Source organism: Pedobacter sp., from assembly GCF_040513095.1.
Classification (GTDB): domain Bacteria; phylum Bacteroidota; class Bacteroidia; order Sphingobacteriales; family Sphingobacteriaceae; genus Pedobacter.
The window spans coordinates 1-25059 of record NZ_JBEVDX010000125.1 but is presented as its reverse complement, the minus strand read 5'-3'; the positions used below and the strand labels follow the sequence as shown (position 1 = coordinate 25059).

At 43.1% G+C, this 25059-nt stretch carries 20 protein-coding genes; 9 read left to right on the top strand and 11 right to left on the bottom strand.

Going from position 1 to position 25059, the window contains the following annotated elements:
• Both ABWY16_RS14420 and radA read left to right on the top strand, forming a co-directional pair.
• A partial coding sequence (locus tag ABWY16_RS14420) for an Rne/Rng family ribonuclease (RefSeq protein WP_353905347.1) occupies window positions 1–1289 on the top strand: 1289 nt, incomplete at its 5' end.
• A 112-nt stretch (window positions 1290–1401) separates the two neighbouring features.
• On the top strand, window positions 1402–2778 hold the full coding sequence (gene radA / locus ABWY16_RS14415; protein ID WP_353905346.1) for a DNA repair protein RadA: 1377 nt from the start codon (window positions 1402–1404) through the stop codon (window positions 2776–2778).
• Window positions 2779–2835: 57 nt separating this feature from the next.
• Here the strand turns inward: radA and carB are convergent, their stop codons facing one another.
• Window positions 2836–5652: a carbamoyl-phosphate synthase large subunit gene (gene carB / locus ABWY16_RS14410; protein WP_353905345.1), complete on the bottom strand. Its 2817-nt coding sequence runs from the start codon at window positions 5650–5652 to the stop codon at window positions 2836–2838.
• 274 nt (window positions 5653–5926) lie between these two features.
• On the opposite strand from carB, the gene ABWY16_RS14405 reads away from it, so the two are divergent.
• From ABWY16_RS14405 to ABWY16_RS14380, 6 genes are all read left to right on the top strand, one after another.
• Complete coding sequence (locus ABWY16_RS14405; RefSeq protein ID WP_353905344.1) at window positions 5927–6448, top strand: hypothetical protein; 522 nt, start codon at window positions 5927–5929, stop codon at window positions 6446–6448.
• 136 nt (window positions 6449–6584) lie between these two features.
• The gene (gene pnuC / locus ABWY16_RS14400; RefSeq protein ID WP_353905343.1) at window positions 6585–7205 is read left to right on the top strand and encodes a nicotinamide riboside transporter PnuC; all 621 of its coding nucleotides are present in this window, start codon (window positions 6585–6587) and stop codon (window positions 7203–7205) included.
• Window positions 7202–7720, top strand: coding sequence for an AAA family ATPase (locus tag ABWY16_RS14395; protein ID WP_353905342.1), 519 nt, complete (start codon window positions 7202–7204; stop codon window positions 7718–7720). Before pnuC ends, ABWY16_RS14395 begins: the two co-directional genes overlap by 4 nt.
• A 255-nt stretch (window positions 7721–7975) precedes the next feature.
• Complete coding sequence (locus ABWY16_RS14390; protein WP_353905341.1) at window positions 7976–10426, top strand: TonB-dependent receptor; 2451 nt, start codon at window positions 7976–7978, stop codon at window positions 10424–10426.
• Window positions 10427–10511: 85 nt separating this feature from the next.
• Window positions 10512–11144: a thiamine phosphate synthase gene (locus ABWY16_RS14385; protein WP_353905340.1), complete on the top strand. Its 633-nt coding sequence runs from the start codon at window positions 10512–10514 to the stop codon at window positions 11142–11144.
• 82 nt (window positions 11145–11226) lie between these two features.
• On the top strand, window positions 11227–12507 hold the full coding sequence (locus ABWY16_RS14380; protein WP_353905339.1) for an MFS transporter: 1281 nt from the start codon (window positions 11227–11229) through the stop codon (window positions 12505–12507).
• Between the two features lie 383 nt (window positions 12508–12890).
• On the opposite strand, the gene ABWY16_RS14375 is transcribed toward ABWY16_RS14380, so the two are convergent.
• From ABWY16_RS14375 to ABWY16_RS14360, 4 genes are all read right to left on the bottom strand, one after another.
• The gene (locus tag ABWY16_RS14375; protein ID WP_353905338.1) at window positions 12891–14837 is read right to left on the bottom strand and encodes an alpha-L-arabinofuranosidase family protein; all 1947 of its coding nucleotides are present in this window, start codon (window positions 14835–14837) and stop codon (window positions 12891–12893) included.
• A 28-nt stretch (window positions 14838–14865) separates the two neighbouring features.
• Complete coding sequence (locus ABWY16_RS14370) at window positions 14866–15843, bottom strand: glycoside hydrolase family 43 protein (protein ID WP_353905337.1); 978 nt, start codon at window positions 15841–15843, stop codon at window positions 14866–14868.
• 1 nt (window position 15844) lies between these two features.
• Window positions 15845–17389, bottom strand: coding sequence for an alpha-N-arabinofuranosidase (locus ABWY16_RS14365; protein WP_353905336.1), 1545 nt, complete (start codon window positions 17387–17389; stop codon window positions 15845–15847).
• A 100-nt stretch (window positions 17390–17489) separates the two neighbouring features.
• Window positions 17490–17747, bottom strand: a complete 258-nt coding sequence (locus tag ABWY16_RS14360) for a hypothetical protein (protein ID WP_353905335.1) — start codon at window positions 17745–17747, stop codon at window positions 17490–17492.
• A gap of 595 nt (window positions 17748–18342) precedes the next feature.
• On the opposite strand from ABWY16_RS14360, the gene ABWY16_RS14355 reads away from it, so the two are divergent.
• A complete protein-coding gene (locus tag ABWY16_RS14355) occupies window positions 18343–18864 on the top strand; it encodes an isoprenylcysteine carboxylmethyltransferase family protein (protein WP_353905334.1) in 522 nt (173 codons plus the stop codon).
• A 7-nt stretch (window positions 18865–18871) separates the two neighbouring features.
• Here the strand turns inward: ABWY16_RS14355 and ABWY16_RS14350 are convergent, their stop codons facing one another.
• The 6 genes from ABWY16_RS14350 to rpsB form a co-directional block, all read right to left on the bottom strand.
• Window positions 18872–20611, bottom strand: coding sequence for an ABC transporter ATP-binding protein (locus tag ABWY16_RS14350; RefSeq protein WP_353905333.1), 1740 nt, complete (start codon window positions 20609–20611; stop codon window positions 18872–18874).
• Between the two features lie 92 nt (window positions 20612–20703).
• Entirely contained in the window at window positions 20704–21267 is a 564-nt protein-coding gene (frr, locus tag ABWY16_RS14345) for a ribosome recycling factor (protein ID WP_353905332.1), read from the bottom strand.
• A gap of 36 nt (window positions 21268–21303) precedes the next feature.
• Window positions 21304–22011 (bottom strand): UMP kinase, encoded by a 708-nt coding sequence (gene pyrH, locus ABWY16_RS14340; protein WP_090555609.1) that lies wholly within the window; start codon window positions 22009–22011, stop codon window positions 21304–21306.
• A gap of 23 nt (window positions 22012–22034) precedes the next feature.
• On the bottom strand, window positions 22035–23156 hold the full coding sequence (gene nagA, locus ABWY16_RS14335; protein WP_353905331.1) for an N-acetylglucosamine-6-phosphate deacetylase: 1122 nt from the start codon (window positions 23154–23156) through the stop codon (window positions 22035–22037).
• A gap of 78 nt (window positions 23157–23234) precedes the next feature.
• Window positions 23235–24071 (bottom strand): translation elongation factor Ts, encoded by an 837-nt coding sequence (tsf, locus tag ABWY16_RS14330; protein ID WP_353905330.1) that lies wholly within the window; start codon window positions 24069–24071, stop codon window positions 23235–23237.
• A gap of 104 nt (window positions 24072–24175) precedes the next feature.
• Window positions 24176–25000 carry a 30S ribosomal protein S2 gene (gene rpsB, locus ABWY16_RS14325; RefSeq protein WP_090555612.1) on the bottom strand — a complete coding sequence of 275 codons (825 nt, stop codon included), beginning with the start codon at window positions 24998–25000 and terminating at the stop codon, window positions 24176–24178.
• Window positions 25001–25059 lie beyond the last annotated feature (59 nt).

Genomic DNA, 25059 nt, shown 5'->3' with positions numbered 1-25059 from the left:
GGAATGGCACTGTTAGTGGAACATTATTAGACAATTTAAAGCTTGAAGCCGATATCAATAAGGCTGGCAAAATATCTGAAGTTGTCTCCAAAAACATGCTTATACCTGTTCAAATAGCCAAAGAGCCTATTTCGACAAAAGGACCGCGTTTAAGCTCTGATCTATCTATTGCAGGACGGTACATTGTACTGGTTCCATTTTCCAATGTAATTTCTATTTCAAAAAAGATTAAAAGCAATACCGAACGTAATCGCTTAAAAAAGATTATCGAAAGTATTAAGCCTAAAAATTTTGGTGTCATTATCAGAACAGTCTCTGAAGGCAAGGGAGTAGAAGAATTACAGAAAGATCTCCTGGATTCTGTCTCTAAATGGAGCACCTTCATTAAAAAACTGCCCGAAGCAGAACCCTCTAAACGTGTTTGGGGAGAAATGGACCGTACATCAACACTGATCCGCGACATTTTAAGTTCAGACTTCACGAATGTTTATGTGAACGATGCCGGCCTGTACGAGGATATCCGTTCTTATGTTCATGAGATTTCTCCGGAAATGGAGAAAATTGTAAAACCTTACAAACATAAAGAACCTATATTCGAGCATTTCGGTATTGAAAAGCAAATTAAGAATGGTTTCGGCAAGACGGTAAATCTAGCAGGTGGCGCTTACCTCGTTGTTGAACACACAGAGGCGCTTCACGTTGTCGATGTAAACAGCGGTAACAGAACCGCCAATAAAGAAAACCAGGAAGACAATGCGCTGCAGGTAAACAAAGAAGCAGCAAAGGAAATTGCACGCCAGCTCAGGCTGCGTGATATGGGCGGTATTGTGGTTATCGATTTTATCGATATGCACAAACCGGTAAACCGTAAAATGTTATTTGACTATCTCCGTGAACTGATGCTGCTGGACCGTGCTAAACACACTATCCTGCCGCCAAGTAAATTTGGTCTCGTACAGATCACACGTCAGCGTGTCCGTCCGGAAATGAATATTGTCACCAGCGAAGTCTGCCCGATGTGCCACGGTACAGGAGAGATCAAAGCAAGTATCGTTCTGATGGATGATATCGAGAGTAACATGAATTACATTTTAAGAGAGCAGAACGAAAAGAACATCACACTTTGTGTGCATCCTTATATTGAAGCCTTTATCAAAAAAGGTATTTATTCATTACAATGGAAATGGTTCTTCAAATTCGGCCAGAAAATTAAAGTGAAGGCGGTTCCGTCTTACTTATTAACAGAGTTCCATTTTATCTCTTCCAAAGACGAGGAAATAAAGCTGTAGGACCCGTGTTCAAAACATCATAACTAAAGCCTGACCTGAATAAGCGTCAGGCTTAGTTATTTTACACCATTCCATTTATTATTCATTAAATTCGTTTTCTAAATCAAATCAATTGGCTAAAATTAAATCAGCATATTTTTGTCAGAGTTGTGGATATGAATCCGCCAAATGGCTGGGTAAATGCCCTTCCTGCAATTCCTGGAATACCTTTGTAGAAGAAGTGGTAGAAAAAGCCGGGGCCAAGGTTCCCGCATGGGAGATTTCCGGAACCACCAAGAGATCAAATAAGCCCAATAAAGTAGCCGATATTGCTTCATCAACAGAACAGAAGGTCTCTACGAGCGACCTGGAGCTGGACCGTGTACTGGGCGGAGGACTGGTAGCAGGATCTGTCATTCTCATCGGAGGCGAACCCGGCATCGGGAAGTCGACCCTCATGCTGCAGGTAGCCCTGAACATCCCCGGAAAAAAGGTACTGTACGTTTCGGGTGAGGAGAGCGAGCAGCAGATTAAGATGCGTGCTGAAAGGATTACTACTGATCCTACAGCAGACTGTTACATTCTTACAGAAACCTCTACCCAGAATATATTCAAGCAGATAGAAGTACTTGAACCGGATATCATTATCGTGGATTCCATACAAACACTGCATTCTGCACATATTGAATCTACACCCGGAAGTGTGTCGCAGGTCAGGGAATGTACAGCTGAACTCCTGCGTTTTGCAAAAGAGACAGATACTCCGGTCTTCCTTATCGGGCATATCACAAAGGACGGAGCGATTGCAGGCCCAAAGATTCTCGAACACATGGTAGACACAGTTCTGCAGTTTGAGGGCGACAGGCACCACGTTTACCGCATCCTGCGTTCTGTGAAAAACAGGTTTGGTGCAGCAGCAGAACTGGGGATTTATGCCATGCACAGTGCCGGGCTCAGACAGGTTTCCAATCCTTCAGAGATCCTGTTATCGCAGCGCGATGAGGAACTTAGTGGAATAGCCATTGCAGCCACCTTAGAAGGTGCAAGGCCGATGTTAATAGAAACCCAGGCCTTAGTCAGCATAGCAGCATATGGGACTCCTCAGCGCTCAGCTACGGGCTTCGACACCCGAAGGATGAATATGCTGCTGGCAGTACTGGAAAAACGCTGTGGTTTCAGGTTAAGCACTAGGGATGTCTTTTTAAATCTTGCAGGAGGGATCAAAGTTGAAGATCCGGCGATTGACCTGGCCATCCTGGCGGCGATCATTTCATCCCATGAGGACATCTTTATTTCGTCCAAGATCTGCTTCGCGGCAGAGGTTGGCTTATCAGGGGAAATCAGGGCAGTAAACCGGATCGAGCAACGGATATCCGAAGCTGATAAATTAGGTTTCGAACGGATATTTGTGTCCAATTATAACCTGAAAGGTCTGGTACTTGATAAATACAGTATCGAAGTTACCGGTGTCAGCAAAATTGAAGACGTATTCTCTTTGCTGTTCGGATAAACAAAAGGCCCTGTAAACCGAAATTTACAGGGCCTTTTTATGGAATATCAAAAGATATTATTTAGACAAGTACATTGATTTGTCTTTGTATAATTTTTTGAAATATGGATCTTCCAGGTCTTTAATGAAACGGATAGACTCTCCTGTTGATTTCATCTCAGGGCCAAGCTCCTTGGTCACTTCAGGGAATTTGTCATAAGAGAACACAGGTTCTTTAATCGCATACCCTACCAGCTTGCGCTCGATAGTGAAATCTTTCAGTTTATTTACTCCTAACATGATCTTAGCTGCAATATTGATATAAGGAACGTCGTAAGCCTTAGCGATAAAAGGAACAGTTCTGGAAGCTCTTGGATTCGCTTCAATCACATACACCTTTTCGTCTTTAACAGCGAACTGGATGTTCAGTAATCCGATTACATTTAAAGCCCTTGCAATTTTTTTCGAGTAAGTTTCCATATCGTTCATCACTTTCTCAGAAAGTCCAAATGGAGGCAATACTGCAAATGAATCTCCGGAGTGAATACCTGCAGGCTCGATGTGTTCCATCAGTCCTACGATATGAACATCCTCGCCATCACTGATGGAGTCAGATTCAGTTTCTTCTGCCCTGTCCAGGAAATGGTCAATCAGTACCCTGTTGCCCGGCAGATCGCCCAGTAACTTAACTACAGCTTTCTCCAGGTCTTCATCATTGATTACAATGCTCATTCCCTGTCCGCCCAGTACATAACTCGGGCGAACCAGTACCGGATAACCTACTTCATTGGCCACAACGATTGCTTCTTCAGCATTCTCTGCAACACCATATTTAGGATAAGGAATATCAAGCTCTTTTAACAAATCTGAGAAACGTCCGCGGTCTTCAGCGATATCCATGTCATTGTAAGAAGTACCAATGATTTTGATACCGTTTTCCTGAAGCTTCTCAGCCATTTTCAAAGCAGTCTGTCCACCTAACTGTACGATTACACCTACCGGGTTTTCCAGTTCGATGATCTCACGTACATGCTCCCAGAACACAGGCTCAAAGTATAACTTGTCAGCCATGTTAAAGTCGGTAGAAACCGTCTCAGGGTTACAGTTGATCATGATCGACTCAAATCCGCTTTCTTTAGCGGCAAGTAAACCATGTACACAGGAGTAATCGAATTCTATACCCTGTCCGATACGGTTAGGACCAGATCCAAGTACAATAACTTTTTTCCTGTCCGAAGGGATAGACTCATTCTCCTCTTCGAAGGTTGAGTAGTAATATGGCGTTTGTGCAGCAAACTCAGCAGCACAGGTATCCACCATTTTGTAAACGCGTCTGATCCCTAAAGATTTTCTGCGGTCATATACTTCATCCTCTGTTACATTACCCAGCAAATAAGCAATCTGGACATCAGAGAACCCTTTTTGTTTCAGGTTAAAGAAGAAGTCTTTTGGTATATTATTTAATGAATAACGTTTTAATTCAGTTTCAAGGAAAACCAATTCCTGGATCTGTGAAAGGAACCATTTATCTATTCTGGTTACCTTACGGATAGACTCCAGGGGAACGCCCATGCTCAAGGCGTCTTTGATCAGGAAAATACGGTTCCAGCTTGCATGTTCAAGACCGTGCATGATCTCTTCAATACTTCTGTTATGTCTTCCGTCAGCACCCAATCCTGCACGTCCAACCTCAAGACTCTGACAGGCTTTTTGTAAAGCTTCGATGAAAGTACGTCCGATCGCCATTACTTCACCTACAGATTTCATCTGCAGGCCAAGTTCCATATTTGCACCTTTAAATTTATCAAAGTTCCATCTTGGAACTTTTACGATCACATAGTCTAATGTAGGCTCAAAGTACGCCGAAGTAGTTTTTGTGATCTGATTTTCAATCTCGTCCAGGTTATAACCGATAGCCAGCTTGGAAGCAATTTTAGCAATTGGGTAACCTGTAGCTTTACTTGCCAATGCAGATGAGCGCGAAACCCTTGGGTTAATCTCGATAGCGATGATATCATCATTATCAGGATTTACCGAGAACTGTACGTTACATCCTCCGGCGAAATTACCAATGGCACGCATCATTTTGATTGCCTGGTTACGCATATCCTGGTAACAGCTGTCAGACAAAGTCATGGCTGGTGCTACCGTGATCGAATCACCTGTATGGATACCCATCGGATCAAAGTTCTCGATAGAGCAGATAATGATCACATTGTCATTGCTGTCCCTTAAAAGTTCAAGCTCATATTCTTTCCATCCCAAAACAGCCTTTTCTACCAGCACTTCGTGCGTTGGAGACGCTTCTAAACCACGTTTCAGGGCAGCATCAAATTCTTCTTTCTTGTGAACAAAACCACCACCTGATCCACCTAATGTATAAGAAGGACGGATAACCAGGGGATAACCGATTTCCTGTGCAGCTTCTTTACCTTCTAAAAATGAATTTGCAATTTTAGAGGGCGCTACACCTACACCGATATCTACCATCAACTGCCGGAAAGCTTCCCTGTTCTCTGTTTTCTCAATGGCAGCAACGTCAACACCAATGATCCTGACACCGTATTTTTCCCAGATGCCGTTTTCTTCAGCCTCCACACAAAGGTTTAATGCTGTCTGACCACCCATAGTAGGCAAAACCGCATCAATTTTGCGTTCTTGCAGGATCTGCTCAATAGAGGCAATTGTTAATGGTCTGAGATAAACATGATCTGCAATAACCTTGTCAGTCATGATGGTTGCAGGATTGGAGTTGATAATCGAAACTTCAATTCCTTCTTCTTTTAAGGAGAGGGCGGCTTGAGATCCTGAGTAATCAAACTCACAGGCTTGGCCAATGATAATAGGTCCAGATCCGATGATCAATACTGAACGAATGGAGGTGTCTTTAGGCATAAGGCTTTAAAAAGTCTAAAGTATTGTAAGTAAAAAATGTGGTCTTGTAAGACCCTGATAGCCGGCGAGATTTTTATTGCTATGTGTAAAGAATCCCGACTGTTCTGTCGGGATGCAAAGATACAGTTTTAGGCGATAAAAATTCAGATTTTTTAAAAAATGGATAAATAAGCAGTTCCGCACAAAATGCATGTTCAGATCGCCGTCATTATTTGATTTTCCGTACGCAGATTTGCTTTTATTCGTTATTATTGGAATCTAAAAAATTATTTTCATGAACAAAATGTTATTCGCAGCAGTAGCTGCTGTTATATGCTTCAGCGGATGCGGTACCGTCCAATCCATCATTAAATCCAGTTTTCCCTATACTACTACCCTTGTTGTTCCTGCTTCATCCAAAAGCAACACCACATTATCTGCCAGCAGCACAGCCGGAAGCTTTGATGAGTCTCTTGGCAATGTGAACGGCAGCCAGTATATACAGGATATCAAAATCGCTTCTGCACGGCTGATCGCTTCCAACCCGAATAACCAGAGCATGGGCATGTTTAAGTCTGTCAAAGTCTTTATCTCCAACGGCACTAAAGAGGAAGTCATGGTAGCGTCAAGAAGCGATGTTTCAGAACATATCGGTTCAGACCTCGTACTAGATATCGATAATTCACGTTTTTTTGATAAGTACATCAAAGGCAACAGCCTGAAAATACGGATGGAGTACGTATTAAGGGATAGCTTAAAAACAGATGTAAGTGTGAGGACTTCACTGAGTTTCAGTGCTTCACCAGGACACAAATAAAAGCATCCTCTGCGATTTATTGTACGAGGGTATTCTTCATAAATAGTTTGTTTGGTTTATTAATCCGGTAGAGACGTTCATCTCTGCCGGATTTTTTTTGCACAAATATTAATTAAAGGATAATTACATTTGGCACATGGTAGCACTCGCAGAGGCGGTAAAAGACAGCATTGTACAATTTCTAACACATACAGGCTGGCTGGAATGGTGCGGCGTATTTACGGGAATCCTCTGTGTCTGGCTGGCAGCAAAGAATAATATCTTTAACTGGCCAATCGCAATAGTGAGCGTGGTCATTTATATCTTCATCTTTTATGAAAGCAAGCTTTATGCAGATATGGGGCTCCAGGTGTACTTCCTGCTGATGAACGTTTATGGCTGGTATTTCTGGAATAAAAACCGGAAGAGTACAGAGATCCCTACGCCCGTAAGCCAGATCACCCCCAGGGAAATCGTATTGTCTGCCACAGGTATAATCATTTTCACCTTCATACTGGGCTTTATTCTAAGACAAAATACTGATGCGGCTTTCCCATTCATCGACAGTTTTTGTACGGCATGCAGCCTGATCGCACAGATCTTCCTTGCCAGGAAAGTACTGCAGAACTGGTTGATCTGGATATTTGTGGATATCATTTATGTGGGCGTATACGTATCAAAAGACCTATACGCCACAGCTATAATGTATGCCCTTTATATCTATATTGCATGGACAGGCTATAAAGAATGGAAAAAAACACTAACTGAAACCGTATGATCAAGAAGATAGCAATTGTAGGCCCCGAAAGCACAGGAAAATCTACCATCACCAAACTACTGGCAAAACATTATAACACCCTTTGGGTGGCAGAATTTGCACGTTATTACTGCGCTGCCCTCACGGCTCCCTGTACAATGCAGGACGAAATCAATATGTTCCACGGCCAGGTAGCCCTTGAAGAATCGGTACTGGCCATGGCAGATAAAGACTTCATCTTCTGTGATACTACTTTTCTCACTGTTAAGATATGGAGTGATGAAATGCTGGGCGAAACCCCGCAGATCGTACTTGATGCGCTTACTGAAAGAACGTACGACCTTTACCTGCTGCTGGATATCGATCTTCCATGGGAAGAAGATCCACTGCGCGAATTCCCTCATATGCGTGAACACTTCATGAATGTCTGGTATAAAGAACTCAACAGTCTGGGAGCAAATTATGTACTCGTCGGTGGTATCGAAGACCGCTTTCAGAATGCTGTATCTGCCATAGATTCTTTTCTAAAAAGATAAGTGCCTTTGCTCAAAAAGGTAAATTGCGCATTTTAATAAAAAATTAATACATTTGCCAGTATCAAAAGGGGTGCCTTGTTTTGTAAAAAACACAAAGACAGGCTGAGATCAAACCCATTATTTGAACAGTTGATTTATTCTCTGCTCAGATATGCACCTGATCCGGGTAATGCCGGCGTAGGGATTGGAGTTATGTTTAATTATGCTGTATTGCCCCTCTTTACAGCAGGTTTTACTAAAATGCTATAAAATAAATTGAAAAAATTACTTACGCTGGCAATAACCGTATTGCTCATGCCTTTATTTACTAAAGCGCAGTTCAGCCTTTCGGGATCAGTTTCCGAAAAAACAAAACAGACTCTGTTACCTGGAGCAACCATCTTCCTTAAAGGTACTGGCAAAGGTGCTACAAGTGATGCCCGCGGTAAATACCGGATCAGCAATATCAAAGCCGGAAAGTATATGCTTATTGTAAGTTATATAGGATTTGAAACCCTGCAGAAACAAATAGAAATCAGCAGTGATGAAACTATCGACCTGAGTCTTACACCCTCTGCTTTCCTGGCAGACGAGGTAATTGTTATGGCTACCAGAGCTACAGAAAAATCCGGGACAACTTACAAGAACATCAGTAAATCTGAAATTACAACAAATAACTTCGGCCAGGATCTGCCCTTCATCATTAGTAATACGCCCGGAGTGGTTGTTACTTCAGATGCCGGCGCGGGAGTGGGTTACACAGGGATACGTATCCGCGGCAGCGATGCCACCAGGGTAAACGTTACTGTAAATGGTATTCCGATGAACGACTCTGAAAGCCAGGGAACATTTTGGGTAAATATGCCCGATTTTGCTTCCTCAGTAGAAAATGTACAGATCCAGCGCGGGGTAGGAACCTCTACCAATGGTGCTGGCGCCTTTGGCGGAAGTTTGAATATTCAGACTTCAGCACCGGGGCTGGCCCCCTACGCAGAAGTCAATTCTACCTACGGAACATTCAATACGCTAAAAAATACGGTTAAGATTGGAACAGGGCTGATCGATAATAAATTCAGTTTCGACGGACGCTTATCACGTATATCCTCTGATGGGTTTGTAGACCGGGGTGCTTCACTCTTAAAATCGTATTTCCTTTCGGGCGCCTACCATGGAAAAACCGACCTGCTGCGCATCAATGTATTTTCCGGTACCGAGAAAACATACCAGTCCTGGAACGGAGTACCGGAATCCAGGTTGAGAGGAGATATTCAGGGCATGAACGACTATATTGCCAGGAACGGGCTGAATGAGACGGACGCAGCAAACCTGCTGAACTCTGACAGCAGGAAATATAATTCGTTCCTGTACAAAGACCAGAATGATAATTATCAGCAGGATCACTACCAGTTATTATATGCCAAGCAGCTCGGCGATCGCTTTTCATTCAACGGTGCCCTGCACTATACTTATGGAAGAGGATATTACGAAGAGTTCAAAAACGACCAGGAATTTGCTTCTTATGGCCTGCCTGATCCTGTAATCAACGGAGCTCCTGTGGAAACCACAGATCTGGTTAGAAGAAGATGGCTAAGTAATGATTTCTATGGAGCAACATATGCCTTTAACTATAAAGCAGCCTCTAATCTCAACTTTACGCTTGGGGGAGCATACAATGAGTACCGTGGTAAACACTACGGACAAATACCCTGGTCGCAGGTTTCTTCTACCCTCAATAATTCGGATCATTACTATGATGGGGACGGCAACAAAAACGATTTTAATGTTTTTGGAAAAATAGCCTATAACCCGGTAGACAAGCTAAGTTTATTCGCAGATCTTCAGTACAGAAGGATCAAGTACGACATCACAGGTAACGATAATGACCTGCTGCCGCTCAACATCCATGACAAACTGAACTTCTTTAACCCCAAAGTAGGTGCAACTTATTTTGTAGATCCCAAAAGTAACATCTATGCTTCCCTGAGCCTTGCCAATAAGGAAGGCAACCGTGATGATTATGTAAACGCTAATGCAGGTACACTACCGCAGCCGGAGCGTTTATATGATATCGAAGCTGGGTACAGGGTCAAACATTCAGATTTCAGTGCAGGAGTAAATGTTTATGGCATGTTCTACAAAGATCAGCTTGTGGTAACCGGAAAACTGAGTGACGTAGGTGCGAGTATCCGCCAGAATGTTCCTGAAAGCTCCAGGATCGGGGTGGAGTTTGATGGATCATACACCTTAAGCCGCTTCTTCCTCATCAATGCCAATGCTGCCTTCAGCAGAAATAAGATCAAGAACTTCTCAGAATACATATACAACTATGATACTGAAACAGAAGACGTAAATAACTATAGTAATCCCGATATCTCCTTTTCCCCGGATGCAGTAGTATTCGGAGAACTGGTTTATAAACCATTTACCGGCTTTGCTGTGGCCCTGCAAAGTAAATACGTAAGCAAACAGTACATGGACAATACCCAGAATGAAAACAGGAAACTGAACGGGTACTGGGTCAACAATGCACGCCTGGGTTATGATTTTAGTTTCAGGGGAGTGAAGAATATGAATATCGGTTTACTGGCCAATAATATCCTTAATAAAAAATATGAGAGCAATGGGTATACCTATGGATATATAGGTGGTGGCAGCAGAACGGACGAAAACTTCTACTTTCCACAGGCAGGTACCAACTTTTTACTTTCTCTCAACGTTAAATTTTAATAAAGACGTAGATTCGCCGATACAAGTCTGTTAGTAAAATCATCCTGGTGATTGTTTCACCAATGGAGAAAATACCCGTTTTATCATGAAAAAATTCATAGAAAAGTTTCAGTTCATTACACACGATATCGACCAGTTGACTCATATTGAACAGGCACAGATTGCCTGCCAGGCCGGAGCCAAATGGATTCAGTACCGCTGCCTCACAAAAGATGATGAAGCCCTGTTAAAAGATATCAATGTTATCGCTGAGATTTGTGACGACTGGGGTGCAACCCTGATCGTAACCAATCATACCCACTTAAACAGGAAAGCAGATATCCAGGGTTTTCATATTGAAGATATGGATGCGGACTTCGTTGCCCTGCGCGAGCAGCTCGGTGAAGACATCACGATCGGAGGTTCTTCAAACACTGCAAAAGGTTTACTAAGGCTTGCAGCAGAAGGTGTGGATTATGCAGGATGTGGCCCCTTCAGTATCACCACAACCAAACCAAACAATTCGCCTTTACTGGGTCTTGCAGGTTATACTGAAGTTGCAGCCCTTTTAAAGGAAAAAAACATAGACATGCCCGTACTGGCTGTAGGAGGTGTAAAAATTGAAGATGTGGACGCCCTGATGGCAACCGGCATATTTGGAATAGCAGCTTCATCAGCCATCAATCAGGCAGAAGATATGGTTCAGGCCTATCAGGACTTTTATGATAAGATCATGTAGCAGTAATTTTATCCATTAATAACATGCCGTGGTAGCGTGTGTTATTGATGGATAACTTACATTTGTCAAAAATTATTTACCCTTGGACAGTCCCAAAATTATTGACAAACAGGATCCTTACGCTGCCCTCAGGTACAGAGAGTTCAGATCTTACCTAGGTATGCGTTTCTTCTTTACGTTCGCCTATCAGATGCAGGCCGTTATTATTGGCTTTCATATTTATCATTTAACAAAAGACCCTTTGGCTTTAGGCCTGATCGGTTTGTGCGAAGCCATCCCCGCCATAAGCATTGCGCTCTACGGCGGGTATATCGCTGATAAATCTGAGAAACGCGGACTTCTCCTAAAAATATTCGTTTGTGTTTTCCTTTGTTCACTGATCATGCTTGTTGCGACCTCCAGACAAATGCATGCTTACGTTCCCGTAAGTTATATCATACCCATTATGTATTCCATGGTTTTTGGTATAGGAATGGCCCGTGGATTCTTCGGTCCGGCTACATTCTCCTTAATGGCCGAAATCATTCCAAAAGAGCTGTATCCCAACTCTACCACCTGGAACAGTTCCTCATATATGTCGGCCTCCATATTAGGGCCCGCAGCAGGCGGCCTTGTCTATGGTTTTTTCGGGATTACCACAACATACCTGATCATTCTCGCTTTTATATTCATCGCACTGGTTTGTATCTTCTTTCTGAATTCGCATCCGCCAAGATACATCCCTAAAGAAAGTATCATGAAAAGCCTCACCGCCGGTGTACAGTTTGTCTTTAAAAACAAAATGATGCTCGGCGCGATGAGCCTGGACCTGTTCTCTGTATTTTTTGGTGGCGCCGTGGCATTGTTGCCCGTCTTTGCAAATGATATCCTTAAAGTTGGTTCCGAAGGACTCGGATTGATGCGTGCTTCGGCCTCTGCGGGAGCTGTGCTCACCATGCTGGCCATGACAAGGATTTCACCTATGAACAAGCCCTGGAGAAACCTCCTGATTGCCGTTGTGGGCTTTGGCACAAGTATTATCTGTTATGGCCTCTCTAAGAATTTCTACATCACCCTTATCTTTTTGTTCCTCGAAGGATCATTTGACAGTATCAGCGTAATTATCAGATCTACTATTATGCAGCTCCTTACACCTGATGATATGCGGGGCAGGGTATCAGCAGTAAACAGCATGTTTATCGGTTCATCCAATGAGATCGGTGCTTTCGAATCGGGGCTTACCGCAAAGCTGATGAGAACAGTACCAGCAGTGGTATTCGGTGGTTGCATGACGATCGTCGTAGCAGGGATCACCTATACAAAAACTAAAAGTCTGCTGGGTCTGAGCTTGCAGGAGATTAACGAACAGGATACCAAAGTTTAATAAATCAGATCAGCATTAATATCCAGAATTGCTATCAAAGCGCAACTGCAGGCCAGCCCATTTCCCATTTCAGCTTTTCAGTTCTGAGTTTGGAGATGCCTTTGTTTTTAGCATCATAGCCATGAAAACCAGATAATCGATACCGTCGAAACTCAGTACAGCATTGTGGCCTGCGCCATACCAATTCGCATCGCCCTGCAGCAATAAGGAACCAGCTCCGCATGTCTTTAGAACTCAATCCCCCATCCGGTGTTCAAGATGTAATACGTACTTCCCTGTTAAATCATCACAGGATCATGTACAGAAATAGCAGACAGGTATTCCTTGGCGCTCATATGAAGCCCCAGGAATAATAAGACAGTGACAAATTTTTTTTCATCAAACTATTGAATTGGTACCCGTACTATATTAAACGAATAAGGCTGCATCGTTAAAGAAATGCTGTTCCCTTTGATCTTTACAGCTTGTTCCTTCGGACTCAGATTTACCGCATTACTGAAAGAATTCACTGCATTAAGGTTCGCATTCTGCATCACGATCAGCTTGCCCTTCGCAGCTAATTTCTTTCCGCCTTCAACTGCAACATTCCTTGTCAGCGGCTGTGCTGATGTATTGATCACTTTAACGATCAGCTCCTTTGTTCTGCTGTCAATTACCGCAGAAGCATAAATACCATCCTGCCCGGCAATCACCTTCTGATCTGCCAGAATACTTACCACATCTGTTCCCTTATTGAGTGAATAAAGTTGCTGTACGTAATAATTAGGGGTCCCATAAACTTGCAGGTTATCTACCCAGATCATGTCAGGAGTCCATTGCCAGCCCTCGGCCTGAGCAAAAAGCGGCGCGTAAGAAGCCATCTGTACCACTTCAGCGTTACGCTCCAGTCCCGTCATAAACGCAGCTTCGGCAATAGCACATTGCCAGTTGTTCTTGTTGGTAGGTTTTGTAGTGCCAACACTTTGTGCAGCATATTCACCGGCAAAAACCCTGGATCCTTTTCTGTCATAACTGTCATAACGCGTAGCATTCTTCAGGAACCATTCAGGCGCACGGTAATAATGCTCATCGATAATATCCGCTTTCATCTTTCTCAGCGAAGTATTGAGCAGGTCAAAACGTTCCCCTTCAGGATCAGTACCAGAGCTGTTGATCAGTTTAATCTCAGGATAACGGTCTTTCATTGCCTTTGTGAACAGGGCCAGGCGCTCCAGGTATTGCGGGCCCCAGTTTTCGTTCCCCACCCCCATCATTTTCAGATTGAAAGGTGCCGGGTGTCCCATTTCTGCACGTACCTTGCCCCACGGGGTTTTTACATCGCCATTGGCAAACTCTACCAGGTCCAGCGCATCCTGGATATAGGGTTCCAGCTCATCCAGGGGCACCAATTCTGCACTGTTAAATTGGCAGGCCATTCCGCAATTTAAGATCGGCAGCGGTTCTGCGCCTATATCTTCTGCCAGCTGGAAGTATTCAAAAAATCCCAGACCAAAAGTCTGATAGTAATCCGGCGCAGGGCGATGGGCAAATTCAGTATTCCAGCGGTTGACGATCAGCTTCCTGTTGGCTACCGGACCAATAGTTTTTTTCCACTGGTAACGTGTAGACAGATCATAGCCTTCCACAATACATCCTCCCGGGAAACGGATAAATCCAGGCTTCATATCTGCGAGCATCTGTACCATATCCCCGCGCAGGCCACCCCTTCTTTTCTTCCAGGTATCACCCGGAAACAGCGAAATAATATCCAGGTCTATCTCACCGGCACCTTCAAACCAGAGCGTAAACTTAGCTTTCTGCACCGTTTCCGATGCTGTAAAAGTAACCGACTGCAATGCCCACTGGTTATCTGCCCTTTCAGGGTTCAGCACTGTGCTTCCCAAAACCTTACCCGTACTGTCAACCAGTTCCGCGTGCAGTTTCACTCCTGCAGCGGACTGTCTGTAGTAAACAGAAAAATCATAAGTCAATCCTTTTTTAACACCAATCCCCTTGAAACCTTCATTGGTCATACTCAGGTCGCCCTTTTTCACAGCCCTTGAATTAACGTGTAAATACCGTGGGTTATTGGAATCCTTTTCCTTCCTGTTCAAAACCAGCAGGTCTCCCTCCTTAAGCTGTTCACCCGTAGTTTTCCAGCCCATCAGCGGCTTGTAGAATTCAAATGAGCGGTTCTTGATCAGTTCAGCATAAATTCCCCCATCTGCGCCCATGTTGATATCCTCAAAAAAGACACCCCACATCTCCGGGCTTACCTTTGATACCACCTTGTCCGGATTAACCACAATGTTATTCTGCGCTTTTGCACTCAATATGCAGAGTGCTATCAAAGCGGTTATTAAGTATTTGCACGACATATTATTTTGTTGCTTTTAGTCCTTCAGTAGTCATGACGATACGTTTCATCGTACCATCAGCATTATAATACAGGCGGTCTATACAAACCGAGCGCCTGAAACTTCCGCCATCATTGGGGATAGACCCATTGTGATAAATGAAATATGATTTCCCCTTGAAATCAATGATCGCCTGGTGATTGGTATTGGAATTTCCTGCCACCTCGTTTAAGATCCCTTTAAATTCCCAGGGACCAGTAATTTTACGGCTCATTGCATAGGCGATCTTTTCCGGAAACAGATACGCATAGGACAGGTAATACCAGTCATTGTGTTTATGTACCCAGGGTGCTTCCGTAAAATCAGGAAGGTTTACCTTTTGAATAGGGCCATCCTGATCAATCATATTCGCTTTCAGCTTAATGTAATAACATTGGGTATTTCCCCAGAAAAGATAGGCCTGCCCGTCATCATCAATGATCACCGTAGGATCAATATCATCCCAGCTGATATTGGTATCCCTGGTCATATCATTTGTAATAATTGCCGACCCTTTCGCGTCCTTAAATGGACCGAGCGGATTATCCGCAACCGCTACACCAATGGCTTTACCTTTGATTGTTCCGTGTGTAACTGCTACGTACCAGTAGAATTTACCATTCCTCTCGATCACCTGCGATGCCCAGGCGTCACCCGTTGCCCAGGCAAAATCTTTTGGTTTCAAAGGCGAAGGATGTTCCTTCCAGTCGGTCATATTCTCAGAAGAATACACCAGCCATTCGTTCATCACATAACGTTCCTGTTTGGCAGGCGCCTCATCATGCCCTGCGTACAGGTATACAGTATTTTTGTATACCATCGCTGCGGGATCTGCAGTGTATTTATCCGTAATAATCGGATTGCCCTGGATCAGTTTGGCATTCTGGGCAGTTGCCGTCAGGGTAATTAAGCCCGGAAGCAGTAGAAGCAGATTCCTGAAGAGAGATTTTTTGTTCATCATATTAGTTTAATTCGATTACGGCCAGTGAAAATGGCGGCAGTTTAATTTTTAGTTTTCCGTCTTTCAGCGTTGCGCCCTTAAAAACGGCAGGTTTGATAAATTCAGGGTTTTCAAATGTATTATGGTCATCCACCTTCGCCGAAGTGAGGATTCTGCCTTTCACCGACTTATATTGTTTTCCGGTAAGGGCAATTTCTATTTCCTCAGTTTTATTCCTGTTGATGTTCACTACAGAAACATGGGTCAGTCCTTTTGCATCCTTAGATGCAGAAACCGAAACTGAAGGTAGTTTTTCCTGTCCGAAAACATAGTCATCCGTTTTTACTTCTACGGGCAGCAGCGTGGCATCCTGGTGTACCTTAAACATTTCCATCACATGATAAGTAGGGGAAAGCAGCATTTTCTCTTTGCGGGTAAGGATTACTGCCTGCAACACATTTACACACTGCGCCAGGTTTGCAATCCTCACCCTGTCGCTATGGTTATTAAAGATATTCAAAGTTGCTCCCGCGATCATTGCATCACGCATTGTATTCTGCTGGTATAAAAAGCCGGGGTTAGTTCCTTCTTCCACATTCCACCATCCACCCCACTCATCTACTACCAGTGCTACCTTTTTCTTAGGATCATATTTATCCATGATCGCCGTATGTTTAACAATCAGCTCATCCATTCTCAGTGCTGTTTTCATGGTTTCAAAATACTGCTGTTCGGTAAAACCTGTTGAAGGGCCTTTTTTCTCCCAGCTCGGGAACGAATAGTGGTGCAGGGCGATACCGTCCATCATCCTGAGCGGGATGCCTTTCATTAAGGTTTCAGTCCAGTGATAATCGTCAACATTTGCACCGGAGGCAATTTTAAACAGGTCTTTCCCTTCCATAAACGTAGCGTACCGCCTGAATTCACCCACGTAATATTCAGGAGTCATATTCCCGCCGCAACCCCAGGCTTCGTTGCCTACGCCCCAGAATTTCACATCCCAGGGTTTGCTCTGTCCGTTTTTAACACGGAGGTCAGACATGGGGCTTTTGCCTTCAAAATTCACATACTGCACCCAGTCGGCCAGTTCCTGTACCGTCCCGCTGCCTGTATTGCCGGCCAGGTAAGGTTCCGTCCCCAGCAGTTTGCACATATTAAGGAAATCATGTGTCCCAAAGCTGTTGTCTTCCGTTACCCCACCCCACATGGTATTTACAATTGAAGGGCGTTCAGCTTTAGGCCCTACCCCGTCTTTCCAGTGGTACCTGTCGGCAAAACAACCACCCGGCCACCTCAGGTTGGGGATATTCAGATTTTTTAAAGCTGCAATAATATCATTCCTTACACCAGCCGTATTGGGAATCGAAGAGCTGTCACCTACATAAAAGCCATCATAGATACACCTTCCAAGGTGCTCTGCAAAATGCCCGTAGATATGTTTGCTGATCGTATTTGAAGGATGATCAGCATGTAATGTAACCGTCGTCTGCTGGGCAAAAGCTGCAATGCTACCGCTCAGCACAAGCATAAACATACTGGTAAATTGAAAGATAGATCTTTTAAACATGCTCGTAAAGATTTAGAAGGTAAGATAGTTAAATCAGCCTGCCATATCAAAGGCAGGCTGACGATTTAGTTAGCAGAATTACAATGTCGTCGGACTGAAATCACTGCGATCCATCACCTACCACAACTTCTTCACTCAGGTCATTTGCACTTGGTTTCATCTGTACAGTAATTACCGAACAGCCGCCTACAGCTACCTCCTGTGGGGCATTACCCAGCAGATTGATCAAAAGAATATCACTTACCTTTCCTTCTACTGGAGAAGTTTGTCCCAGGCCTAGTAGCGGCGACAAAAGCAATACCATCAGCAGAGCAATCCAGCTATACCTCCTGTTATTGTTGAGTATAAAAATTTTCATAGCATTATATATTTGATATTTGGTTACAGAACTGGCAGATTTCCTGAAGACAGGATATCCGGATACAATTTTCCCTAAGGCGGAAAGATGGAGAAACAACGTTTTTCATAACAGATCGGTTTCATGGTTATCCCTGAGCTATCAATGATGGCTGAAGACATGAATTGTCTAAAATTTATTTTTTCACACTTTATATTTGGCCCTTTTGCTAAATCCACAGCATCAATTATAAATCTAATGTAGGAATAATATATTAAATGTCATATTAACATTTAAATGGATAATAAATGTTATTCGTACGTTTAAAAAAAACTCTGAGAGGTATCCATTAAAAAACTATCAGTCAATAATTTAATACAATCTAAAGTTTTAGAAAACAGTAAAAAAATAGATCAATCAATCAGATATTGACGCGAATACAGCAGATTTGTGCGCAAAATGGTTAATAAACGGGCTAAAATTTGTTTCTTAAATAAGCCATTTACAGTGATGACAGGTAAATAAACAGAAACAGACAATAAAAAAACCCCCTGCTTTGGGGATTGGCCGTTGCCGGATGATCACAGATTTTTGCAAGTACCAAATACCTGAACAAATGCTGACTGTTATTTTTGTTTTAATCCTGGTTGCCAGATTTTATACTGTGGTTATTTCTGCGAAAAATGAAAAAATAGTAAGGCGAAAGGGGGGAATAGAATTTGGGGCACTGAATACGCTGATCCTCATCAGTTGTCACTTTCTTTATTACGGTGCCTGCATTACCGAAGGCCTGAACAAGGCCGGCCATCACGACATACTTTCATGGGCAGGATTAATCCTGTATGCTACGTCTATTTTTGTACTGTATTATATTATCTGCCAGATCAGCTATATCTGGACAGTAAAGCTCATCATTGCACCAAGAAACATCCATATCATCAACAAAAGTTTTCTGTTTAAATATTTCCGCCACCCTAATTACTACCTGAGTATTATCCCCGAAATGATCGGCATAGCCATGGTCTTCCATTCCTGGTATGTACTGGCTATCGGTCTTCCTTTATACTTAATTCCACTGATCACCCGCATCATTCAGGAAGAGCGGGTGATGAAGTTTATGTTTGATGATTATCTGTAAAGATGGATTATCTTTCTCCTACCTGCTGACGCCACATTGCATAATAAAGGCCTTTCTCTGCAAGCAGTGAAGCATGCTCACCCTGTTCGATAATATGCCCTTTCTCCAGCACATAAATTCTGTCCGCATGGCGGATGGTAGAAAGCCTGTGTGCAATAAGTATCGTAATATGATTAGTCAGGTCAGATACGTCTCTGATGGTTGCAGTGATCTCCTCTTCTGTAAGTGAATCCAGTGAGGACGTAGCTTCATCAAATACCAGGATATCAGGTCTGCGCAGCAACGCACGGGCGATCGACAAACGCTGTTTTTCTCCACCTGACACTTTTACTCCGCCTTCACCGATAACGGTATCCAGTCCCTTGTCTGCGCGTGCAAGCAATGTCTGGCAGGCAGCCTGTTCCATCACCCTTAAACATTCTTCGTCTGTTGCCCCGGGCCGTACAAACTGAAGGTTCTCCCGGATCGTACCTGAAAACAGTTGTGTATCCTGCGTAACAAAGCCAATCTTCTCTCTCAGCTGATCCAGGTCAATCTCGCGGCTGCTAATATCGTTGTAAAGCACTTCTCCGATCACAGGTTGATACAAGCCAACCAGTAATTTTACCAGCGTTGTTTTACCAGAGCCTGAAGGACCAACAAAGGCGATGGTCTCACCTTCTTTTACGTTAAAGCTGATCTCGTTCAGGGCATTGCTTTTACCCGTCAGGTGTCGGAAACTTAAGTTGGAAAACTCCAGGGAAGCAATCTTGTCGAGCACCTTCGGATTTAAAGGTTTCTGGTCCAAAGGAGTATTAAGGATCTTTTTAAAGTTACCCAGAGAAACCTCGGCCTCACGCCAGGAAAGAATTACGTTTCCGAGTTCCTGTAATGGGCCAAACAGGAAAAACGAATAAAACAGGAACGAAAAGTATTGTCCGGCGGAGATCGTGTTTTCAAAAATCAGGATCAGCAGTACTACTACCATAATGCTTCGCACCAGGTTTACCGTTGTTCCCTGTACAAAACTCATACTCCTGACATACTTCACCTTCTTAAGTTCCAGTCCCAGGATTTTATAGGTGGTCTTATTCAGACGCTCAATTTCCTGGCTCGCCAATCCGAGACTTTTAACCAGTTCAATATTCCGCAGTGATTCTGTAGTGGAACCCGCCAGCGCTGTAGTTTCTCCTACGATCTTCTGCTGTATGGTTTTTATCTTCCTGCTCAGGAACCAGCTCACAAAGCTGATGATCGGGATTGCCGTAAAATAGATGATCGTTACTTTATAACTTACCGCCACCGAATACACGATCACGAAAACCATTCCGATCAGGCTGACAAACAATATACTGATGAAAGATGTGATAAACTTCTCACTGTCAAGCCTCACTTTTTGCAAAATCCCCAGGGTTTCTCCGCTGCGCTGATCTTCAAAAACCTGGTATGGTAACTCGAGTGAATGTTTCAGTCCATCTGCGTACATCTGTGCGCCTACTTTCTGAACGATGATACTCGTAAAGTAATCCTGGAAATTTTTCGCTATCCTGGAAACCATGGCCGCACCAACGCCCATCCCCACTAATCCTAAAACCCCATAGATAAATTCACTGCGGTTCAGCACGTTCTTTTTCTCAATAAAACTGTCTACTATGCGTCCCGTAATATAGGGATCAAGTAACGAGAAGGCGATGTTAATAGCTGCGAGTAAGAGCGCAAGACAAACAACCCATTTATAATTCTTTAAATATTGTACTAATAAGTTCATGAAGGGATAAGTAGGCAGCAAAAATAAACAAAGGGAATATAGCTTTTGCTACATTCCCTCTTTATTGACTATTGTATTATATTTAATTTCCGTTATACGGTCATTACATCTTTCTCTTTTGCTTCAGCATGTTTATCAACTTTCACGATATAGAGGTCGGTGATTTTCTGTACTTCAGCTTCGCCTGTTTTGATCTCATCATCTGATACGCCGTCGCCCTTCAGTTTTTTGATTTTCTCATTGGCGTCTTTGCGGATATTACGTACCGTGATACGGCCGCGTTCTGCTTCTTCCTTTACCTTTTTTACCAGGTCTCTTCTGCGTTCTTCAGTCAGTGGTGGTACACCAAGACGGATTACCACACCATCATTCTGCGGGTTGATACCGATATTGGCCTCCATAATGGCGCGTTCAATAGGAACAAGCATATTTTTCTCCCAGGGCTGAACAAGGATTGTACGTGCATCAGGAGTGTTAATACTTGCAACACTGCCCAGCGGCGTAGCACTTCCGTAATAGTCAACTGTAATTCCGTCCAGCATACCCGCTGAAGCTTTTCCTGCCCTTATTTTAGTCAATTCAGATTCACAATGCGCAATTGCTTTATCCATTGTAGCCTGAGCATCCTGTAATTGTTTTTTTATGAGGTCGTTCATAATTTACTGTTTATCAAAAATATAATTGTGTTAAAATCAGCCTTTCACCAGGGTACCAATTTCTTCTCCCTGTGCAATCTTCATGAAGTTACCATGTTTGTTCATATCGAAAACGATGATAGGAAGCTGGTTTTCTTCACAAAGTGTAAAAGCTGTCATGTCCATAACATTTAATCCTTTGGAATATACTTCTTTGAAAGAGATCTCAGAATAACGTGTTGCTGTCGGGTCTTTCTCAGGATCTGCAGTATAAATACCATCAACGCGGGTACCTTTCAATACCACATCTGCTTTGATTTCTATCGCACGCAGTGCAGCGGCAGAATCTGTAGTGAAATACGGGTTTCCTGTACCGGCACCAAAGATCACCACACGCCCTTTTTCAAGGTGGCGCACTGCTCTTCTGCGGATAAAGGGTTCGCAGATCTGTTCCATTTTGATTGCGGTAAGCAACCTGGTTTTTAGTCCTACCTTCTCAAGCGCGTCCTGCAGTGCCATACTGTTGATCACTGTAGCCAGCATACCCATATAATCTGCCTGGGCTCTGTCCATCCCGGATTTTTCTGCACTCAGGCCTCTAAAAATATTACCGCCACCAATAACAATTGCGATTTCCAGCCCCTGGGCATGAACAGCTTTGATATCTTCGGCGTATTGCTTAACGCGTGCATTATCTATACCGTATTGCTTCTCGCCCATCAGCGATTCGCCGCTTAACTTTAGTAGGATCCTTTTGTACTTCATGACTCCAAAAATAACTATTTGTTTTAATTAATACTGATCAAATATTCAACTCCTGCGACAAATACCTTACGGAGCGCAAATTCGTCCGACAGCAGCAATAAGCTGGCCGCTTTTCCCGGGGCAATATCTCCCAGCTTATCCTGTATTTTCAAGGCCCGGGCAGGATGTAACGAAGCCATATCCAGTGCATCGCTAACAGGTATAGCACAATGGTTTACACAATTGCTTACCGCATCGCGCAGCGTAATGTTAGAGCCGGAGATCGTTCCGTCAGGCATCACAAACCTGTCGCCATTTAATATATGCTGATAGGGCCCGATAGCACAGGCAGTTACTGCATCTGTAATCAGAAAAAGTCTATCCTTCATCATTTTATAGCTGAGCTTTACCATCTCAAAATCCACGTGGGCACCATCAGCAATAATACTGGCCATCGCATTTGGATGATTCAGTATTGCCACAGGCAGACCGGGATTGCGGTGGTGTATGGGAGGCATGGCATTGAACAGGTGCGTAGATGTTGTAAACCCTGCAGCAAAAGCCTTGTTGGCCTGTTCAAAATTTGCATCACTGTGTCCGAGAGAGAGGACTATTCCCTGCTCCAGCAGATAATTGATGACTTCCTCATCCTGCAGCTCAGCAGCCAGTGTCATCATCCTGACAACCCCATCAGCGTCGTCAAGCAATCGCTTGACCTCCTCCAGCGTAGCTTTGTGCACATATTGGAGAGGATGGGCACCCAATCTTTTGGGATTCAGAAACGGTCCCTCCAGATGAAGGCCAAGAAAACCTTTTGCTTCAGGACGATAGGCCTTAGCTGCTAAAATCGCCTCAGAGAAAACATCAAGTGAATTTGTAGCCAGACAAGCCAGAAAACCTGTAGTGCCCTTACTGATCAGGTTCTCATCCATCTGCCTCAGTGTTTCTACCGTTGGATAGGCAGAGAACAGGTTACCGCCGGAGCCATAGATCTGCAAGTCGATAAATCCGGGAGCAACATACGCTCCCTCTGCATCTTCAATAGTATATCCTGCCGGGATCGCTCCCTCTGTTATCGCTGTGATCAATCCGTCTGCCGTCAATATAGAAGCATTGGTAATCAACTGTCCTTCTTTAAAAAACTTACAATTCGTGATTGCTATCATTCCTGCTGAATTTCGCTAAATATAAGGCAAAAAAAAAGTCCCTTAAAATAAGGGACCTTTTAATTATCATTGAAGGAACTATGATCCTAATTGAACACGTTTAAATGCTGTAACAGTTAAACCGTTAGCAGTGTCATTTAAAAATTTACGAACATCTTTAGAAGAGTCTTTCACGAATTCCTGGTTTAATAAAGTACTGTCTTTGTAAAACTTGTTCAGTTTACCAGCAGCAATTTTCTCAACCATTTCTTCTGGTTTACCTTCTGCACGGATTTGCTCTTTAGCAATTTCCATTTCACGCTCGATCGTGTGTGTGTCTACGACAGCTTTATCTAAAGCTACCGGGTTCATGGCAGCAATTTGCATAGCAACGTCTTTTCCAGCTTCATCAGCGCCTGCAACAGCCTGGTTTAAGGCTACTAAAACGCCTAAACGGTAGTTACTGTGGATGTAAGGAATAACTTTCTCTCCAGAAACAGTTTCAAATTTAGAGATACCAATTTTTTCACCGATTTTACCAGTGTTTTCAACAATGATATCAGAAACTTTCTGACCATCAACTTCAAGAGATAAAAGTTCTTCTAAAGTAGCTGGATTTTTTTCAACTGCTAAATCAGTGAATTTATTTGCTAAAGCGATGAAATCAGCATTTTTTGCCACGAAATCAGTTTCGCAGTTCAATTCAACTACTACACCGCGGGTTCCGTCAGCTGTAGCTTTTGCGATTACAACACCTTCGTTAGAATCACGATCCTGACGGCTTGCTGCAACTTTAGCACCTTTTTTACGTAAGTAATCAACCGCAGCTTCGAAATCGCCATTGGCCTCTATTAATGCTTTTTTGCAATCCATCATACCGGCACCGGTTTGTTGGCGTAATTTGTTTACATCTGCTGCAGAAATTTGTACTGACATTTTATGTTCTTTTTTAAGTTTTTATCTAAAAAATTATGGGTTGTACATTGTAAGTTGTTAGTAAGAACCTTCAACGCACAACATACAACCCAAAAATATATTATTTATGCTTCGCTTGTTCCTTCTTCGGTTTCAGCATTTTCTTTTCTAGCTCTTCTTGCGCCAGGTGCAGCAGTTTCAGGAGCATCAGCAGCAGCTTTAGCAGCTACAGCTTCTTTTTCAGCTTCATCATCTTTCTCGCGTTTGCGCTCGTCCAAACCTTCTTCGATTGCTTTGATGATTACATCAGTAATTAAAGAGATAGATTTAGTTGCATCATCATTCGCCGGGATAGGGAAATCGATGTTTGACGGATCAGAGTTTGTATCAACCATTGCAAATGTTGGAATGTTTAATTTCAACGCTTCGCTAACTGCGATATGCTCTTTTTTAACGTCAATTAAAAAGATTGCTGCTGGTAAACGGTTTAAATCCGCGATACCACCTAATAAGCTTTCCAATTTGATACGCTCACGCTGGATCATTAAACGCTCTTTCTTGGAAAGAATCGAATAAGTACCATCTTTAGTCATTTTATCGATGTTAGACATCTTTTTGATTGACTTGCGTACAGTTTGGAAGTTAGTTAACATACCACCCAACCAACGTTCAGTTACGAAAGGCATGTTTACTTTTTTTGCCTGATCAGCAACGATTTCTTTAGCTTGTTTCTTAGTAGCTACAAATAAGATCTTACGACCTGATTTTACGATCTGTTTGATCGCTGAAGCAGCTTCTTCAGTTTTAGTTAAAGTTTTATTTAAATCTATAATGTGAATCCCGTTGCGTTCCATAAAAATATATGGTGCCATTTTCGGATTCCATTTGCGGGTAAGGTGACCAAAATGTACACCTGCATCCAATAAGTCTTGATATGTTGTTCTTGCCATTGTCTTTGTCCTCCTTGAGATTAACGTTTACTGAATTGGAACTTTTTACGAGCTTTCTT

Bases quoted from the DNA above. Each gene is read 5' to 3' on its own strand.
- ABWY16_RS14395 (WP_353905342.1), top strand. From the start codon at position 7,202: ATGATCAAGAAGATAGCAATTGTAGGCCCCGAAAGCACAGGAAAATCT.
- frr (WP_353905332.1), bottom strand. From the start codon at position 21,267: ATGAACGACCTCATAAAAAAACAATTACAGGATGCTCAGGCTACAATG.
- ABWY16_RS14365 (WP_353905336.1), bottom strand. From the start codon at position 17,389: ATGTTTAAAAGATCTATCTTTCAATTTACCAGTATGTTTATGCTTGTG.
- ABWY16_RS14385 (WP_353905340.1), top strand. From the start codon at position 10,512: ATGAAAAAATTCATAGAAAAGTTTCAGTTCATTACACACGATATCGAC.
- ABWY16_RS14350 (WP_353905333.1), bottom strand. From the start codon at position 20,611: ATGAACTTATTAGTACAATATTTAAAGAATTATAAATGGGTTGTTTGT.
- tsf (WP_353905330.1), bottom strand. From the start codon at position 24,071: ATGTCAGTACAAATTTCTGCAGCAGATGTAAACAAATTACGCCAACAA.
- ABWY16_RS14370 (WP_353905337.1), bottom strand. From the start codon at position 15,843: ATGATGAACAAAAAATCTCTCTTCAGGAATCTGCTTCTACTGCTTCCG.
- carB (WP_353905345.1), bottom strand. From the start codon at position 5,652: ATGCCTAAAGACACCTCCATTCGTTCAGTATTGATCATCGGATCTGGA.
- pyrH (WP_090555609.1), bottom strand. From the start codon at position 22,011: ATGAAGTACAAAAGGATCCTACTAAAGTTAAGCGGCGAATCGCTGATG.
- rpsB (WP_090555612.1), bottom strand. From the start codon at position 25,000: ATGGCAAGAACAACATATCAAGACTTATTGGATGCAGGTGTACATTTT.
- pnuC (WP_353905343.1), top strand. From the start codon at position 6,585: ATGGTAGCACTCGCAGAGGCGGTAAAAGACAGCATTGTACAATTTCTA.
- ABWY16_RS14405 (WP_353905344.1), top strand. From the start codon at position 5,927: ATGAACAAAATGTTATTCGCAGCAGTAGCTGCTGTTATATGCTTCAGC.
- ABWY16_RS14360 (WP_353905335.1), bottom strand. From the start codon at position 17,747: ATGAAAATTTTTATACTCAACAATAACAGGAGGTATAGCTGGATTGCT.
- nagA (WP_353905331.1), bottom strand. From the start codon at position 23,156: ATGATAGCAATCACGAATTGTAAGTTTTTTAAAGAAGGACAGTTGATT.
- ABWY16_RS14355 (WP_353905334.1), top strand. From the start codon at position 18,343: ATGCTGACTGTTATTTTTGTTTTAATCCTGGTTGCCAGATTTTATACT.